Origin of the sequence: Nocardiopsis sp. NPDC007018 (genome assembly GCF_040635075.1) — a bacterium.
GTDB lineage: Bacteria > Actinomycetota > Actinomycetes > Streptosporangiales > Streptosporangiaceae > Nocardiopsis.
This window is the reverse complement of record NZ_JBEYHA010000006.1, coordinates 100,076-116,849: the sequence shown is the minus strand read 5'-3', so window position 1 is coordinate 116,849 and position 16,774 is coordinate 100,076. Positions and strand designations below refer to the sequence as shown.

Annotated in this window: 16 protein-coding genes; 6 read left to right on the top strand and 10 right to left on the bottom strand. The window is 71.6% G+C overall.

Annotation, left to right across the window (positions count from 1 at the left end):
- The first annotated feature begins 3 nt into the window (after positions 1-3).
- Positions 4-1,476, top strand: coding sequence for a glycoside hydrolase family 3 N-terminal domain-containing protein (locus ABZ635_RS04910; protein WP_357759023.1), 1,473 nt, complete (start codon positions 4-6; stop codon positions 1,474-1,476).
- Positions 1,477-1,724: 248 nt separating this feature from the next.
- The gene (locus tag ABZ635_RS04905; RefSeq protein WP_026129576.1) at positions 1,725-2,189 is read left to right on the top strand and encodes an Rrf2 family transcriptional regulator; all 465 of its coding nucleotides are present in this window, start codon (positions 1,725-1,727) and stop codon (positions 2,187-2,189) included.
- A 113-nt stretch (positions 2,190-2,302) separates the two neighbouring features.
- Here the strand turns inward: ABZ635_RS04905 and ABZ635_RS04900 are convergent, their stop codons facing one another.
- From ABZ635_RS04900 to ABZ635_RS04860, 9 genes are all read right to left on the bottom strand, one after another.
- The gene (locus ABZ635_RS04900; protein ID WP_357759020.1) at positions 2,303-2,659 is read right to left on the bottom strand and encodes a helix-turn-helix transcriptional regulator; all 357 of its coding nucleotides are present in this window, start codon (positions 2,657-2,659) and stop codon (positions 2,303-2,305) included.
- Between the two features lie 158 nt (positions 2,660-2,817).
- Complete coding sequence (locus ABZ635_RS04895; RefSeq protein ID WP_357759017.1) at positions 2,818-3,354, bottom strand: CinA family protein; 537 nt, start codon at positions 3,352-3,354, stop codon at positions 2,818-2,820.
- A gap of 4 nt (positions 3,355-3,358) precedes the next feature.
- Positions 3,359-3,970 (bottom strand): CDP-diacylglycerol--glycerol-3-phosphate 3-phosphatidyltransferase, encoded by a 612-nt coding sequence (gene pgsA, locus ABZ635_RS04890; protein WP_357759015.1) that lies wholly within the window; start codon positions 3,968-3,970, stop codon positions 3,359-3,361.
- Entirely contained in the window at positions 3,967-5,400 is a 1,434-nt protein-coding gene (gene rimO / locus ABZ635_RS04885) for a 30S ribosomal protein S12 methylthiotransferase RimO (RefSeq protein ID WP_357759013.1), read from the bottom strand. Before rimO ends, pgsA begins: the two co-directional genes overlap by 4 nt.
- A gap of 197 nt (positions 5,401-5,597) precedes the next feature.
- Complete coding sequence (locus ABZ635_RS04880) at positions 5,598-6,704, bottom strand: RodZ domain-containing protein (protein WP_357759010.1); 1,107 nt, start codon at positions 6,702-6,704, stop codon at positions 5,598-5,600.
- Positions 6,705-6,837: 133 nt separating this feature from the next.
- Positions 6,838-9,330 carry a DNA translocase FtsK gene (locus tag ABZ635_RS04875; RefSeq protein ID WP_357759007.1) on the bottom strand — a complete coding sequence of 831 codons (2,493 nt, stop codon included), beginning with the start codon at positions 9,328-9,330 and terminating at the stop codon, positions 6,838-6,840.
- 195 nt (positions 9,331-9,525) lie between these two features.
- On the bottom strand, positions 9,526-11,211 hold the full coding sequence (locus tag ABZ635_RS04870; protein ID WP_357759004.1) for a ribonuclease J: 1,686 nt from the start codon (positions 11,209-11,211) through the stop codon (positions 9,526-9,528).
- Positions 11,208-12,179 (bottom strand): 4-hydroxy-tetrahydrodipicolinate synthase, encoded by a 972-nt coding sequence (gene dapA / locus ABZ635_RS04865; RefSeq protein WP_357759001.1) that lies wholly within the window; start codon positions 12,177-12,179, stop codon positions 11,208-11,210. Before dapA ends, ABZ635_RS04870 begins: the two co-directional genes overlap by 4 nt.
- 424 nt (positions 12,180-12,603) lie before the next feature.
- On the bottom strand, positions 12,604-12,984 hold the full coding sequence (locus ABZ635_RS04860) for a phage holin family protein (protein WP_357758999.1): 381 nt from the start codon (positions 12,982-12,984) through the stop codon (positions 12,604-12,606).
- A 115-nt stretch (positions 12,985-13,099) separates the two neighbouring features.
- On the opposite strand from ABZ635_RS04860, the gene ABZ635_RS04855 reads away from it, so the two are divergent.
- From ABZ635_RS04855 to ABZ635_RS04840, 4 genes are all read left to right on the top strand, one after another.
- Positions 13,100-13,654: a GNAT family N-acetyltransferase gene (locus ABZ635_RS04855; protein WP_357758996.1), complete on the top strand. Its 555-nt coding sequence runs from the start codon at positions 13,100-13,102 to the stop codon at positions 13,652-13,654.
- A 151-nt stretch (positions 13,655-13,805) separates the two neighbouring features.
- Positions 13,806-14,678 carry a 1,4-dihydroxy-2-naphthoate polyprenyltransferase gene (locus tag ABZ635_RS04850; RefSeq protein WP_357758993.1) on the top strand — a complete coding sequence of 291 codons (873 nt, stop codon included), beginning with the start codon at positions 13,806-13,808 and terminating at the stop codon, positions 14,676-14,678.
- Between the two features lie 19 nt (positions 14,679-14,697).
- Complete coding sequence (locus ABZ635_RS04845; protein ID WP_357758990.1) at positions 14,698-15,189, top strand: NUDIX hydrolase; 492 nt, start codon at positions 14,698-14,700, stop codon at positions 15,187-15,189.
- A 68-nt stretch (positions 15,190-15,257) separates the two neighbouring features.
- Positions 15,258-15,938: a methyltransferase domain-containing protein gene (locus tag ABZ635_RS04840; RefSeq protein ID WP_357758987.1), complete on the top strand. Its 681-nt coding sequence runs from the start codon at positions 15,258-15,260 to the stop codon at positions 15,936-15,938.
- A gap of 77 nt (positions 15,939-16,015) precedes the next feature.
- Here the strand turns inward: ABZ635_RS04840 and dapB are convergent, their stop codons facing one another.
- Positions 16,016-16,759 carry a 4-hydroxy-tetrahydrodipicolinate reductase gene (dapB, locus tag ABZ635_RS04835; protein WP_357758984.1) on the bottom strand — a complete coding sequence of 248 codons (744 nt, stop codon included), beginning with the start codon at positions 16,757-16,759 and terminating at the stop codon, positions 16,016-16,018.
- Positions 16,760-16,774: the final 15 nt, after the last annotated feature.

The window sequence follows — 16,774 nt, the reverse complement described above, 5'->3', positions numbered from 1 at the left end:
GTCATGCCGCACGACCCGACACTGGAGCGTCTGGCCAACGCCACGCTGCTGGTGCCCTTCGAGTCCCTCCATGCCCCCCGATGGATTCTGGACGGGCTGGCGGACGGGATCTCCGGCGTCTGTCTCTTCCACAACAACCTGGAGAGCCCCGAGCAGGTCACCGCGCTCAACGCGAGCCTGTGCGAGGCCACGGACACGCCCCTGATCTCGCTGGACGAGGAGGGCGGCGACGTCACCCGCATCGGCCAGGCCCGGGGAAGCGACTACCCCGGCAACGCCGCCCTGGGCGCGGTCGACGACCCCGAGCTGACCCGCGCCACCCTGCGCGCGCTGGGACGGCAGCTGTCGGGGCTGGGCTTCAACATGGACCTGGCCCCTTCGGTGGACGTCAACGTCGCCGACGACAACCCCGTCATCGGCACCCGTTCCTTCGGGGCCGACGCCGAGCTGGTCGCCCGGCACGCGGCCGCCTCCGTCCGGGGCCTCCAGGAGGCCGGGGTGGCCGCGTGCGCCAAGCACTTCCCCGGCCACGGCGCCACCTCCCAGGACTCCCACCACACCCTGCCCCGTGTGGAGGCCGACGCCGACCTGCTGCACCGCCGTGAGCTGCTGCCGTTCCGGGCGGCCATCGACGCCGGGGTGCGCTCCATCCTGACCGCGCACATCGAGCTGCCGGGTCTGGGCGGCGGCGACGGCCCCGCGACCCTGAACCAGGCCCTGCTCAACGACCTCCTGCGCGGTGAGCTCGGTTTCGACGGGGTCGTGGTCAGCGACGCGATGGACATGCGCGGGGTCAGCGGTGAGATCGGCATCCCCGAGGCCAGCGTGCTCGCGGTGGCCGCCGGGTGCGACCTGCTGTGCCTGGGCCGGTTCGTGTACGCCGACCAGGTCGCCCAGGTGCGCACCGCGCTGGTGGAGGCGGTCCGCGACGGGCGCCTGTCCGGTGAGCGCCTGGAGGAGGCGGCCGACCGCAACGCCCGCCTGCGCCAGTGGATCAGGAGTTCCGCCGAGGAGCGGTCGGCCGGGGCCGACGGTTCCGATCGGGTCGGTCTGACCGGGGCCCGCCGCGCCACCCGCGTGGACGGCGACATCCCTCCGCTGGAGAACCCCTACGTGGTCGAGGTGGACGCGCCGGCCGGGGTGGCCGTCGGCGACGTGCCGTGGGGCCTGGGCCCCTGGTTCGCGGACACCGTGCGGGTCTCACCCGAGACCGACGAGCCCGCCGCCGTGCTGGCGGCCGCCGCCGACCGCGACCTGGTGGTCGTGGTGCGCGACGCGCACCGTTACCCGACCGCCCAGGCGTTCGTCAACGGCCTCCTGAGCGCCCGGCCGAAGGCCGTGGTGGTCGAGATGGGCCTACCCATCTGGCGTCCCGACTGCGGCGCCTACGTGAGCACCTACGGCGCCGCCCACGTCAACGGGCTCAGCGCCGCCGAGCTCCTCGGCTCCGCGGGCGCCCTGGAGGCCGCCCGGTAGCGGGCGCACGCCACACAGCCCCTCCCCGGGCGTACCCACCCCGTACGCCCCGCCGCGGCCCGGTCCCCACCTCTCCTCAAGGGACCGGGCCGCGGATGTTCCACCGGATACGACACCGGGGACGACATCACACATGTCCCCGAAAGCCGGTAGGAGAAGTACCCTTGGCCTGTAGCATCCCGGCCGCGGACGACACTCGTCGGCGCCCGGTGCCCCATTCGCCCTTCTAACCACGGCATAATCACAGCATGCGCCTTTCAGCCCGGGTCGACTACGCGCTTCGCGCGGCCGCAGAGCTCGCTGTCGCCAGCGACGGTCCGGTGACGGCCGAGCAGCTCGCACGCGCGCAGGCCATCCCCGGAAAATTCCTAGAGAACATCCTCACCCAGCTACGCCGCGCCGGACTGGTTCGCAGCCAACGGGGCCCCGTCGGCGGCTACTGGCTGGCCCGACCAGCGGCGGAGATCTCCCTCGCCGACATCATCCGTGCGGTCGACGGGCCGCTCGCCAACGTGCGCGGGGAACGCCCCGAACACGTCGACTACGACGGAGCCGCCCGCAGCCTGCAACAGGTGTGGATCGCCCTGCGCGCCAGCGAGCGCTCCATCCTGGAGGGGGTCAACCTCCAGCACCTGGTCACCAACGAACTCCCCGAACAGGTGCGCGTGCTGGCCGAGGACCCCGAGTCCTGGGTCAACCACACCCACCGCTGACGGACGCCCCCAGGGGGCACCGCCCAGAACACCGCGAGCCGGTCACCCCTGGAGGGGTGACCGGCTCGCGCGGTGAGGACTCGCAACAGTCCGCGTGGGCTGGCGGCCGGGTGTCACACACCCGCCATGTCGGCGACCTGGGGCACACGGTCCGGGACGGGAGCGATGCCGAGGTCCTGCGCCGGGACGGGGTCGGCCGTGACCGCGTCGCCCAGCAGCGCGGCCTCCTGGAGCTCGGCCAGGGCCAGCTGGTCGGAGACCTCCCGGAGCACCTGCGAGAGCGGTACCCCGAGGGCACCGCAGATCGAGGAGAGCAATTCGGAAGAGGCTTCCTTCTGTCCCCGTTCGACCTCGGACAGGTAGCCGAGGGAGACCCGTGCATCGGCCGACACCTCTCGGAGGGTGCGACCCTGGCGCTGGCGCAGCCGCCTGAGCACGTCACCAAGTAGGTGACGAAGCAGGACCATCATTCGCGCTCCCTCCCACCGGTAACGACCTTCATATACAACACCGTACCTGCCCCACGCCCGATTCGGGCACCTCTTGCCGTCCTGTTCGCTGGAGGGGGAACCTCGTCCGGGGGTGGTTTTGTTCCCCGGCCCCGGGGGAGGTGGACCAGCCGGAGGGATCAGGCCCGGGTGTCTGGCGTCGCGTCCCCGCGAACGGCGGTCCTCAGGAGCGCCAGCGCACCCGCGACCGTGTCAAGGCGGATACCCGCACGATCCCCGGTGAAACAGAACCGGCGGACCCACGTGTGTGAGTCCGGTCCCGCCACCGCCACGTAGACGGTGCCCACGGGCTGGCCGTCCTGGGGCTCGGGCCCCGCCACTCCGGTGACCGCGACCCCGTAGTCGGCACCGACGAGCCGCCTGACGCCGCGCGCCATGTGGGCGGCGACCTCCGGGTGCACGGCCCCGTGCTCGGCCAGCAGGCCCTCGGGGACCCCCAGTACGGAGGCCTTGGTGTCGGTGGCGTAGGTGACGGCCCCGCCCCGGTAGGTGGTGGAGGAGCCGGGCACGGAGGTCAGGTGGGCGCCGATCATCCCCCCGGTGAGGGACTCCGCGCTGGCGGCGGTGGACCCGGCGTCGAGCAGCGCCCGGTGCGCGGCCCGCGCGGCGTCCAGCGCCGCGCGCACCGGCTCGGCTTCGGTCCCCGCTCCGCCCACGGCGCTACGCCTGCGCGCCGTCCGCGCCCTTGGCGCGCACGAGCCGGACGGCGTCGGCCACGTAGGTCAGCCCGGTCCAGAGCGTGACGGCCAGGGCCGCCGCCATGACGCCGTGCGCGATCCACGTGAACACGTCGGTGAACGGGAGCAGCTGCAACGGGAACAGGTAGATGCTGATCGCCACGATCTGGAGGACCGTCTTGAGCTTGCCCCCGCTGCTGGCGGGCATGACGCCGTAGCGCAGTACCGCGAAGCGCAGCGCGGTCACGCCCCACTCGCGCAGCAGGATGGCGGCGGTGACCCACCACCACAGGTCGCCCTGGATCGACAGCACGATCAGTGCCGCGCCGGTCAACGCCTTGTCGGCGATGGGGTCGGCGATCTTGCCGAAGTCGGTGACCAGGTTGTGGCGGCGGGCCAGCTCGCCGTCGACGCGGTCGGTGATGGCGGCGAGCACGAAGACGGAGAACGCGGCGATCTGCCACCCGAGACCGGGCAGGAACATGAACCAGACGAAGACCGGCACCATGACCAGGCGGGTCATCGTGAGGATGTTCGCGATGTTCCACAGCGGGGCCTGGGAGGCGGGCGGGTCCGCGGGGTCGTGGGTGCTCATCTGTCGGCGCTGTCCCCGTCCTGCTCCGCGACGAGGTCGGCCCCCATCGACTGGATGACGGTGGCGCGCACCAGGTCGCCGACGGCCAGGCCCTCGCCGTACAGGATGGTGCTGCCGTCGACCTCGGGCGCCTGGTGCTCGGCGCGGCCCTCGTAGGCGCCGTCCTCAAGGACGGTCTCCACCAGGACGGTCACCTCGGTGCCGATCCGCTCCTCGGCCCGCTGGACCATGAGTTCCTCGGCCAGGCGGTTGAGCGTGTCGACGCGCTCCTGGACGACCTCCTCGGGCACCTTGCCCTCGTGCTTGAGGGCCTCGGTTCCGTCCTCGTCGGAGTAGCCGAACACGCCGATGGCGTCCAGGCGGGCCTCGCTGAGGAAGGCCACCAGCTCCTGGAACTCCTCCTCCGTCTCCCCGGGGAAACCGACGATGAAGTTGGAGCGCGCACCGGCCTCCGGCGCGCCCTTGCGGGCGGTCTCCAGCAGCTCCAGGAAGCGTTCGCGATCGCCGAACCTGCGCATGCGGCGCAGCAGCGGACCGCTGGCGTGCTGGAAGGACAGGTCGAAGTAGGGCACCACGCCGGGGGTGGTGGTGAGCACGTCCACCAGCCCGGGGCGGACCTCGGCGGGCTGGAGGTAGCTGACCCTGACCCGCTCCAGGCCCTCGACGGCGGCCAGGCGCGGCAACAGCTTCTCCAGCGCGCGCACGTCGCCCAGGTCCTTGCCGTAGGACGTGGAGTTCTCGCTGACCAGGAAGACCTCGCGCACGCCCTCGCTGGCCAGCCACTCGGCCTCGCGGACGATCTCGTCCGGCTGGCGGGAGATGTAGGCGCCCCGGAAGGCGGGGATGGCGCAGAAGGTGCACCGTCTGTCGCAGCCGGAGGCGATCTTGAGGTTGGCGACGGGGCCGCCGCTCAGACGGCGGCGCGGGGTGGCCGCGCGGTAGGGCAGCTCGGTGCCCTCGGCACCCGCCGCGTCGGCGAACGCTGCGTGCCCGGGCACGTGGACCTGGGAGGCGTCGCGGTCGGCGGGGCTGATCGGCAGCAGGGTGCGGCGGTCGCGGGGGTCGTGCGGAACCAGCGTGCGTCCGGCGACGACGTCGTCGAGCCGGTCGGTGATGGCGGCGTAGTCGTCGAACCCGATCACGTTGGCCTCGGGCAGCGCGTCGGCCAGCTCGGAGCCGTAGCGTTCGGCCATGCAGCCCGCGGCGACGACCTTCCCGCCGCCCTCCGCGGCCTCCAGCAGGGTCTCGATGGAGTCCTGTTTGGCGGCGTCGATGAACCCGCAGGTGTTGACGACGGTCACGTCGGCCTTGGTGTCGTCGTCGACGAGGTCCCAGCCGCCAGCGGCAAGGCGTCCGGCGAGCTCTTCGGAGTCGACCTCGTTACGCGCACACCCCAGGGTGACGAGTGAGACAGTACGGCGCGATGACATGGCTTCCAAGCGTGTGGGTGAGCTACGGGTGCTGCGGGGCGAGGCGCGGCCGGAGGCCGGGGTGACCGGTCGGGTCGTGCTCGCACGAGGGCGTCGCATGTCGCCGCCCGCAGCCCCCCACACTACCGTGGTTGACCTACCCGCCCGTACCCCGGCCTCGTCCGGTCCGGAGCCGGACCGCGCCGTGGAGACACCCGTCAGTCGCCCAGGCCCCGCGCTCCGATGGTGAACTCGCGGACCTCGCCGATCTGGCCGCTGGGCCCGTGGTCCTCGCCGTCCACGGCCACGTCGACCGCGCCCGCGTTGCCGACCCACAGGTTCAGCGGCTGCTCGGCCGCGTACTCCTGGGACTCGCCCTCCAGGAGGAACCCGGTGAAGAGGCCCTCCCCCTCCGCGTCCTTGACCTCGATCCAGCTGCGGCCGGTGCCGGACAGGGTGACGGTGAACTCCGCCGGAACGACCTCGACGGGCGGCTCCGCCCGCTCGAGGGGCACGGCGGCGTCCTCCGGACGCAGCGCGGAGTCGACCGCCTCGTCGCCGCTGGCGCGGGCCGACTCGAAGGCGGTCCGTACGGGGTTGCCCTCGTCCCAGCCCTGCCAGGTGCGTACGCCCACGAACACGGCGGCGATCAGGATCAGTCCGACCACGGCCCACGGCCAGTGGCGCCGGAACGCCTCGGCCCTCCGGCTGGTCGTGCCGCTGACCCCGCTGCGGGGGGCCGCCGCGCGGGCCGCCCCCGGGCCCGGTCCGGGAGGCGGGCTCTGCGGCCTGCTGTGCCGACCGGGCCGCCGCGGCCCGGGGACCCCGTTGCCCGCCCCCGCGGGAACGCCCCTGGGGCGGTTGCGCCGGGGCGGTCGGGCCAGCTTCTGGTTGCGCTCGAAGTGCCCCCAGCTCTCCGCCCGCTGCTCGGGGTCGGCCTCCGCGTCACCGATGCTGCGGGGGACGTCCTGGGGCGCCTCGCGTTCGTCGGCCCCGGTGTGGGCGCGTCCCCCCTGCGCGGCGGCCACACGCGCCGCCTTCGGCTGGGCGGACGGGTGCCGGGGCAGGGGGACGAAGGTGGCCTTCTCGGGTGAGGCGTGTTCCCGTTCGAACTCCTCCAGCAGCGGTGCGGGGTCGATTCCGAAGAGCTTGCAGATCCTCCGGATGTGCCCGCGGGCGTAGAAGTCCCCTCCGCAGGGGACGAAGTCCTCGTTCTCGATCCCCCTCAGGACCTGCATGCGGATGCGTGTACGTGTGCTCAGGTTCTCCAAGGAGCAACCCGCCGCGATCCGTGCGGCGGACAGGGTCTGGCCGATCGTCGCCATGCGCACTCCCCCCGCGACTGTCTGTGCCTACGTCTACCCACTCTGCTACTCGGACACGGACAACGCAGGTCACCACGCCCCATGAAGGACTCAAGATCGCGCCAAATCGGACGTCACGGACGTGGTGTCCGTCTCATCCGCCCCGGATGTCGGTGAGCACCGCCGCGAGGTCGTCCGGCTGCACGAGCACGTCGCGCGCCTTGGAACCCTCGCTGGGGCCGACCACGTCGCGGCTCTCCATGAGGTCCATCAGACGGCCCGCCTTGGCGAACCCGACCCTGAGCTTGCGCTGGAGCATCGACGTGGAACCGAACTGGGTGGTGACCACCAGCTCGACCGCCTGGACCAACAGGTCCATGTCGTCGCCGATCTCCTCGTCGATCTCCTTCTTCTTGGTGTCGACGACCGCGACGTCCTCGCGGTAGCTGGGCTCGGACTGCTTCTTGCAGTGGTCGACGATCCCCCGGATCTCCTTCTCCCCCACCCAGGCGTTCTGGAGGCGGATGGGCTTGCCCGCGCCCATCGGGAGGAAGAGCGAGTCCCCCTTGCCCACGAGCTTCTCCGCACCGGGCTGGTCGAGGATGACCCGGCTGTCGGCGAGGCTGGAGGTGGCGAAGGCCAGCCGGGAGGGGACGTTGGCCTTGATCAGCCCGGTCACCACGTCGACGCTGGGGCGCTGGGTGGCCAGCACCAGGTGGATTCCGGCGGCGCGCGCGAGCTGGGTGATGCGCACCACCGCGTCCTCGACGTCGCGCGGGGCGACCATCATGAGGTCGGCGAGCTCGTCGACGATCACCAGCAGGTAGGGGTAGGGCTCGTAGACGCGTTCGCTGCCCAGCGGCGCGGTGAGCTCGCCCGTGCGCACGGCGGCGTTGAAGTCGTCGACGTGCCTGAACCCGGAGGCCGCGAGGTCGTCGTAGCGGCGGTCCATCTCCCCCACCACCCACTGGAGGGCTTCCGCGGCCTTCTTCGGGTTGGTGATGATGGGGGTGATCAGGTGCGGGATGCCCTCGTACATGGTCAGCTCGACCCGCTTGGGGTCGACCAGGATCATGCGCACCTCGTCGGGGGTGGCGCGCATCATCAGCGAGGTGATGAGCCCGTTGATGCACGTGGACTTACCGGCGCCGGTCGCACCGGCGACCAGCACGTGCGGCATCTTGGCGAGGTTGGCGACCACGTTGGAGCCCTCGACGTCCTTGCCCAGCCCCACCAGCATCGGGTGGTCGTCCGAGGTGGCCGCCGAGGAGCGGAGCACGTCGCCCAGACTCACGATGTCCTTGTCGGTGTTGGGGATCTCCACACCGATCGCGGACTTGCCGGGGATGGGCGACTGGATGCGCACGTCGGCGCTCTTCACCGCGAGCGAGATGTTCTTGGACAGCGCCGTGACCTTTTCGACCTTCACCGCCGGGCCGAGTTCGATCTCGTACCGGGTGACGGTGGGGCCCCGGGTGAACCCCGTGACCTCGGCGTCGATCTTGAACTGCTCCATGACACCGCTCAGGGCGGCGACCACGTCGTCGTTGGCCTGGGTGCGGGGCTTGACCGGGGTGCCCGGCTTGAGCATGGTCGGTGCGGGCAGCTCGTAGTCGCCCTCGACCACGCGGGAGGGGATGGAGAGCTGTTCGGTGGTGGCCGGAGCCGGGGTGGGGTCGGGGACCGGGGCCTTGGGCTTCTTGCGGGCGGGCTTCTTCGCCGCTGCGGCCGCCGCGGCCCCGGCCTCCTCCTCGTCGGTGAGGGCGGGGGCGATCTCCCCCTTCTCGGGGTCGCTGGGCAGGACCGGGCTGTCGTAGGGGCGCTCGTGGTCGCCCGCCACGCTCTCCGAGGCCTGGGCCCTGGGTTTGCGCCTGCGCTGCTTGGCGGGCTTCTCCGGGTCCGCGCCGAGCAGTCCGATGCCCGAGTCCGGGCCGCTGTCGCGCTCCATGAGGGCGCCGAACAGGGTCTGGAGGCGGTCCGGGATGCGTCGGATCGGGGTGGCGGTCACCACGAGGACGCCGAAGACCAGGACGAGGGCGAGCAGGAGCCCGGTGATCCAGGGGGTGACCACCGCGCTGAGCGGCCCGGAGGCGACGAACCCGATGACGCCGCCCGCCTCTTGGAGGCCCTCGACGCCGTCGGCGGGCTGCGGGATGCCGTGGGCGATGTGGATGAGCCCGAGCAGACCGAGCATGATCGCGGTGACCCCGATGAACAGGCGCCCCGCGTCGCCCTCCCTGCTCGTGCTGGGCGTGCGCATGAGCTTGACCGCGATGGGCAGGAAGAGCAGCGGGAGGATCGGTGAGAAGGTGCCGAATCCGCCCACGACCACGAACCGCGTGGCCTCCAGCAAGAGGCCGTCGCTCTGCCACCACACGGCGGCGGCGACCAGGATGCCCAGGGCCAGCAGGATCAGCCCGGCGCCGTCGCGGCGCAGATCCGGGTCGAGGCCGCGCGCGCTGCGCCCCACCGCCCGAGCCGCGCCGCCCACGGTGTGCGCGACGACCTTCCACACCACCAGCAGGAACTGCCCGAACAGGGTGACCACGTAGGCGATGGGCCCGTCGGGCATACGCTTCTTCGCCGCGGGTCTGCGCGCCGCGGGCTTCTTGCGCCCAGCACCGCCTGAGGAGGCACGCGTGGCCATCGGGGGGTCACCTCCACCGGAGACGGGATCGATTCCGAGGTCCGGGCACAGCGGCCCGGCACGGCGGGAAGCCTACTAAGCCGGCCAAGCCGGGGCACGGAAGGACGCGCGGCGTGTCGCGCTCGAACGGGAACGGCCCGGCCCGGGAGCGGGTTCGCTCCCGGGCCGGGCCGTGGTGTCATGTCTCCCCTGCGGTCAGACCTCGACCAGGACGGGGATGATCATGGGCCGTCGGCGGTAGGTCTCGTTGACCCACCGGCCCGTGCTGCGGCGGATGAGCTGGCGCAGCTGGTGCGGGTCGTTCACCCCGTCCGCGGCGGCCTTGTCCAGGGCGTCCTGGATCTTGTCGATGACGTCGTCGTAGGCCTCGGCGCCCATGCCCGCGCCCCGGGTGTGGATCTCGGGGTCGCCGAGGATCTTCCCCGAGCCCGAGTCCACCGCCACGACGACGGAGATGAAGCCCTCCTCGCCGAGGATGCGGCGGTCCTTGAGCGCGGCGTCGGTGACGTCGCCGACCGAGGAACCGTCCACGTACACGTAGCCGGCCTGCACCGCGCCGACGATCTTCGCGCGGTTCTTGTACACGTCCACCACCACGCCGTCCTCGGCGATGACGATGCGGTCGTTCGGCACGCCCGTGAGCTTGGCCAGGTCCGCGTGGGCGCGCATGTGGCGCCACTCGCCGTGCACCGGCATGAAGTTGCGCGGGCGCACCATGTTGAGCACGTACAGCAGCTCACCGGCGGAGGCGTGCCCGGACACGTGCACGAGCGCGTTGCCCTTGTGCACGACCTTGGCGCCCCAGCGGGTCAGGCCGTTGATGACCCGGTTGACCGAGTTCTCGTTGCCCGGGATGAGCGACGAGGCCAGCAGGACGGTGTCGCCCTCCTCGATGCGGATCTGGTGGTCCCGGTTGGCCATGCGGCTCAGCGCCGCCATGGGCTCGCCCTGGGAGCCGGTGCAGACCAGCACGACCTCGTCGGCGGGCATCTTGTCGAGCTGCTTGACGTCGACGATGGTGTCGCCGGGGATGCTCAGGTAGCCCAGGTCGCGCGCGATGTTCATGTTGCGGACCATGGACCGGCCCACGAACGCGATCTTGCGGCCGTGCGCGGTCGCCGAGTCGATGATCTGCTGGACCCGGTGCACGTGGGAGGCGAAGCACGCCACCACGATGCGCTTCTCGGCCTGGCGGAACACCTTGTCGATGGCCTCGGTCAGGTTCCGCTCGTTGACGATGAAGCCGGGCTGCTCGGCGTTGGTGGAGTCCGACAGCAGGATGTCGACGCCCTCGTCGCCGAACCGGGAGAACCCGGCCAGGTCGGTGAGGCGGCCGTCCAGCGGGAGCTGGTCCATCTTGAAGTCGCCCGTGTGGAGTACCGTGCCGCCGGGCGTGCGGATGCCCACGGCGAGCGCGTCCGGGATGGAGTGGTTGACCGCGAAGAACTCCAGGTCGAAGGGGCCGAAGTCGTGGCGCTCCCCCTCCTCCACCAGGACGGTCTCGGGCTTGATCCGGTGCTCGCCGAGCTTGGCGCTGATCAGCGCCAGGGTGAGCTTGGAGCCCACGATCGGGATGTCGGCCCGCTCGCGGAGCAGGAACGGCACACCGCCGATGTGGTCCTCGTGCCCGTGGGTGAGCACGATCGCCTCGATGTCGTCGAGGCGGTCCCGGACGTAGTCGAAGTCCGGCAGGATCAGGTCGACGCCCGGCTGCTCCTCCTCGGGGAAGAGCACGCCGCAGTCGACGATGAGCAGACGGCCGTCGTACTCGAAGACCGTCATGTTGCGGCCGATCTCGCCGAGTCCGCCGAGCGGAACGATGCGCAGCACGCCCTTGCCCTGGGGCGGGGGCGGGCCGAGTTCGGGGTGGGGGTGACTCATACGGAACCCTCCGTCAGTCGTTCGACGCGCACGGCGCTGGCGGGCACGGCCTGGTGCGGGGCGAGGCCGATCGGGCCCTTGACCCCGGCGGCCGCCAGGTCCTCGCGCAGGAGGGCCTGGAGCTCGGACGAGGCGTCGGCGAGCGGTGTGCGGACCGGGCCGGACGGCAGGCCGAAGAGGTTCAGGATCGCCTTGGTGGTGATGACGCCCTGGGTGCGGAACATGCCGGTGTAGACCGGGGTGAGGCGGCGGTGGATGGCCAGCGCCTGGCCGACCTCGCCCGCGTCGAAGGCGTCGATCATGTCCTTGAGGTCGCTGCCGACGATGTGGCCGACCACGCTCACGAATCCGGCCGCGCCGACCGACAGCAGCGGCAGGTTGAGGATGTCGGTGCCGCAGTAGTACGCCAGGTCGGTGCGCTCCATGACCCAGGAGCTCGCGCCGACGTTGTCCTTGGCGTCCTTGTTGGCGACGATGCGCGGGTGCTCGGCCAGCCGGACCAGGGTCTCGGAGGCGATCGGCGTCCCGGTGCGGTGCGGGATGTCGTAGAGCATGACCGGCAGGTCGGTGGTGTCGGCGATCTCGGAGAAGTGCCGGATCAGCCCCTCCTGCGGGGGCTTGTTGTAGTAGGGCGTGACCGCGAGCAGGCCGTGCGCGCCCGCCTTCTCGGCGGCCCGCGCCAGCTTGACGCTGTGGCGGGTGTCGTTGGTGCCGACTCCCGCGACGATCTGGGCGCGGTCGCCGACGGCCTCGACCACCGTGCGCAGCAGGCGGTCCTTCTCGTCGTCGCTGGTCGTGGGCGACTCGCCGGTCGTGCCGCTGATGACGAGACCGTCGTTGTGCTGCTCGTCCACCAGGTAGGTGGCGAGGCGGGCGGCGCCGTCGTAGTCGAGTTCCCCGTCTTCGAGCATCGGGGTGACCATGGCGGTCAGCATCTTGCCGAACGGGCGGTTCTTGGTTTCCACCATCGTGTTGAAAGGCTCTCGGGCCCCCGCCCGGAAGGCGTCGGGGCCCTGGGTTGCCCTTCCTCCTCTCCATGTGCGTGAAACAGGTGTGTGTGCGTCCCGAGCCGGGTGCTTTCCTCCGTGCACGGGTGAAGACGGCGCTGTGTGTCCGTCGCCGCGACCGGTGAACGCTCTGACCGGAAGCGGGAAAGTCTGTGTGTCCCGCACACGTGGGAGTGCGCGGGAGCGGGCCCGGTTCGGCCCCCGTCCTCGCGGGTTGAGGTGAGGGGCCGTGTCCGGTGGTGCGGCGGACCGGGTCACCTGGAGCCTACGCGCTCGACCGGTGCCCGGCTGTGTGAACCTACCCGCACCGGGCCCGCGTCACTCGGACGGGGCCCGGTGCCACCGTGGTCGGCGCACGGTGTGCGGGTGTCGTTTCGGGCGTGTCTCAGTCGTCCTTGTTGTCGGGCAGGAACATGCTAACGACCCAGCTCACGATGGTGACGACGATGGCGCCCCAGAACGCGGGCCAGAACCCGTCGACGTAGAAGGGGACGTCGAACAGTCCGGCGATCCACGCGGTGAGCATGAACAGCAGCGCGTTCACCACCAGCCCGATCAGCCCGAGCGTGAGGGCGTAGAACAGGCAGCCGACCGTCTTCACGATCGGTTTGATGACCGCGTTGACCACACCGAAGATCGCGCCGACCACGAGGTAGACGACGATCTGACCGGCGGTGTCCTGCGCCGTGACGTCGATCCCGTCGATGAGGAGGACAGCGGCCCAAAGGGCCAGCGCGTTCGCGATAACTCTGATAATGAGGCTCACAACGTAGATGTTCCCATGCCGGTGCAAGGTCCGGAAACTCCGGCGTGGGTGATCTTCTCGACCGGCGTGTCGCCCACCGGCGCGCGCCGCCCCGGAACCAACCGAGAGGCCCCTCGTGTCCAGTGCTCAGTTCGTCCGTCCCGCCCGTGCCGCCGACGTGGAGCGGGTGGTGGACCTCCAGGTCGCGTCATGGCGCTCGGTGTACGGGGAGCTGTTGCCCGCCGAGGTCGCGGAGGGGCTCTCCGGCACGGAGGCCCGTGAGCAGTTCCGTGAGCAGTGGACGGCGGCGCTGGAGTCGCCGCCCACCTCCAAGCACCGGCTCGTGGTGGCCACCGACGAGGACGGCGGCGTGCGAACGGTGGTGGGGTTCGCCGCGTTCGGCCCCGCGGGCGACCCGGACGTGTGGCCCGCCAGGGACGCCGAGGTGTTCGCCCTGCACGTGGACCCGGAGCGGGTGCGGCAGGGCCACGGCAGCCGCCTGGTGAACGCGTGTGTGGACCACCTCGTGGAAGGCGGGTTCGACACCGTGCACGTGTGGGTTCCGGAGGAGGAGAACGCGCTGCGGACGTTCTTCGAGGCCTCGGGGTGGCGTACGGACGGCGCGCGGCGGGAGATCGACATGGGTCGTCTGCTCCCGATGGTACGGCTGCACGCGGCCGTCTCGGGCTAGGGCGGTGGAACCGGGGCCCCGGCGCGGCGACGGAGCGGCACCGGGGCCTTGGACCCACCGGTCGGGGGGCGGTCCGGCCAGGCACTACCGTTGGGTAGTTGTCCGGCGCGCCGCTCGGCGCGCCACCGTCTCGAAACTGGAGGACCGGCGCGTGGCCACGGTCAGTGAATGGGTCTCGGGGCTGCGCCCCCGCACGCTTCCGAACTCGATCGTCCCGGTGGCGGTCGGTACCGCGCTGGCCCTCTCCCTGGACGGGTTCGTCTGGTGGAAGGCGCTGCTCGCCCTTGTGGTGTCGATGGCGCTCCAGGTGGGGGTGAACTTCGCCAACGACTACAGCGACGGGGTCAAGGGCACCGACACCGAGGAGCGGACCGGCCCCACACGGCTCACCGCGAGCGGTCTGGCGGCCCCCCGGCAGGTGCTGGCCGCCGCGCTCGGGAGCTTCGCGTTCGCCGGTGCGGTGGGCCTCGTACTCGTGGCGACCAGCTCGTGGTGGCTGCTGCTGATCGGCGCCGCGGCGATCGCGGCGGCCTGGTACTACACGGGCGGCCGTACCCCGTACGGGTACCGGGGGCTGGGCGAGGTCTCCGTCTTCGTGTTCTTCGGCGTGGTGGCCGTGGTGGGCACGGTGTTCGTGCAGATGGGGTCACTGCCCTGGCAGGCGTGGGTGGCGTCGGTGCCGGTGGGCCTGCTCTCGTGCTCCGTCCTCGTGATCAACAACCTGCGCGACATCCCCACGGACCGGGAGACCGGCAAGATCACCCTGGCCGTCCGCCTGGGCGAGACCGGGACCCGCCGCCTCTACGCGGGCATGGTCGTGGCGTCCTTCCTGGTCGCGCTGGTCCTGACCTCGGTGTCCTGGTGGGTGCCGATCGTCCTGGTGTCGGCACCGCTCGCGGTGCCCCCGCTGCGCCGGGTGCTCGGCGGGCAGGTCGGCCGCGACCTGGTGCTCGGCCTCGGGGAGACCGGGCGGCTCCAGATGGCCTTCGGTGTGCTGTTCTCGGTGGCGCTCGCCCTGGGCTAGAAGGGTTAGGGTCGGTCGGGTGGACCAGAGCGACGAGGGCTTCTTCGCGAGCCTGCCCGCGACCCGGGGTGCGGCGGGCGGACTCATCCGATCGGTGTCGGGAGACGTGCTGTTGGTACGGCGCGTGTACGACCCGGACCACCCCTGGGGCGTGCCCGGCGGGATCATGGAGGCCGAGGAGTCCCCCCTGGCCGCCTGCCGCCGGGAGATCGTCGAGGAGCTGGGCGTGACCCCGCGCGTGCGCGCCGCGCTCGTCGTGGACTGGGTGCCGCCCAGCCCGCCCCGCACGGCCGCCTACCAGTGGGTGTTCCGGGCCGACGTGCCGCACACCGACTTCCGGTTGCAGCCCGAGGAGCTGTCGGGCTGGGAGTGGGTGGGGCCGGAGCGGCTCTTCGACCACCTCCCGGAGGGAACGGCCCGACGCATGCTCGCCGCCGTCGAGGCGGACGACCGGGGCGGGGGCCCGGTCTACCTGGAGAACGGACACGCCGTCCTGCCTGGTCCGTCCTGAGTGATCCCACCTTGGGACCCCGAACCGGTTACGATGCCCGCCCCGCCTACGTACCCCCTTGGAGAACCGTGCCGAGCGACCACCCCACCGATCCCCGCGAGCTGGCCCCCGACCCGGTGGCCTGGGCCGAACGCAACGCCGACCAGGCCGACGCGTTCGACACGATCGGAGAACGCTACGACGAGGCCTTCCCGAACAAGGAGGGTCAGGAGGACTGCGTCCGCAGGCTGTTGACCCTGCTGCCACCGAACGCGCAGGTCCTCGACCTGGGTTCGGGGACCGGTCTGCCCACCGCGCGGCAGCTGGTCAGCTCGGGTGCCCGGGTGACCGGGTTCGAGATCTCCGAGGGGATGATCGAGCTGGCCCGCCGCAACGTCCCGGAGGCGCGGTTCCGCCGGGCCGACATCGTCGACCTCGATCCGGTGGAGCGGTCCTACGACGCCATCGTGGCGTTCTTCTCGCTGCTGTGCCTGCCCAAGGAGCGCATCCCCCAGGCCCTGGGCCGTGTGCGCGCCTCGCTGGTTCCCGGCGGGCTGGTGTGCCTGTCGATGGTGGAGGCGGACGTCGACGACCAGGCCATCCCCTTCCTGGGCACCGAGATCCGTGTGTCGGGGTACCCCCGGGCCGAGCTGCGCGAGGTGGTGGAGCGCGCCGGGCTGGTCATCGAGGACGAACGGGTGCTCACCTACGAGCCGGAGGGCGCGCACCCCGAGACGCAGATCTTCCTGACCTGCCGCCGGGGCGCCTGAGCCGGACCCCGGGCCGACGGGGAAGCGACGGAGGGGGACCGCCGTGGCGGCGGTCCCCCTCGTGCGGTGTGCGGTGGCTACTCCAGGCCGAGGAGCGGCTCCAGGCCCAGCGTGAGGGGCTCGGCCAGCTCGGCGGTCCGGCGCACGCCCAGGAGGACGCCGGGCATGAACGAGGCGCGGTTCATGGAGTCGTGGCGGATCTTCAGGGTCTCGCCGTCGGTGCCGAACACCACTTCCTGGTGGGCGATGAGCCCCTGGACGCGCAGCGCGTGCACGCGGACGCCCTCGACGTCGGCGCCGCGGGCGCCGGGGATCTCCGAGGTGGTGGCGTCGGGCATCGGCCCGGCCCCGGCCTCGCGGCGGGCCTCGGCGACCAGCTCGGCGGTGCGGTAGGCGGTGCCGCTGGGGGCGTCGGCCTTGTTCGGGTGGTGCAGCTCGATGATCTCCGTGGTGTCGAAGTAGGGCGCGGCCTTCTTCGCGAAGTGCATCATGAGCACGGCGGCGATGCCGAAGTTGGGTGCGATGAGCACCTTCGCCCCGGGCGTGGCCGCCTGGAGGGCGCGCACCTCGGCGAGACGGGCCTCGTCGAAGCCGCTCGTGCCGACGACGGCGTGGATGCCGTGGCCGATCAGCCAGGCGAGGTTGTCCATCACCACGTCGGGATGCGTGAAGTCGACGACGTAGTCGGCCCCCAGCACGGCTTCACGGTCGTCGGCGCTGTCCACGCCCGCGACGAGTTCCATGTCGTCGGCGGCCCGAACCGCCTTGACGACCTCTGACCCCATGCGCCCATCGGCGCCGAAAACTCCTACCTTGAACACGGCACGAGCGTAGCG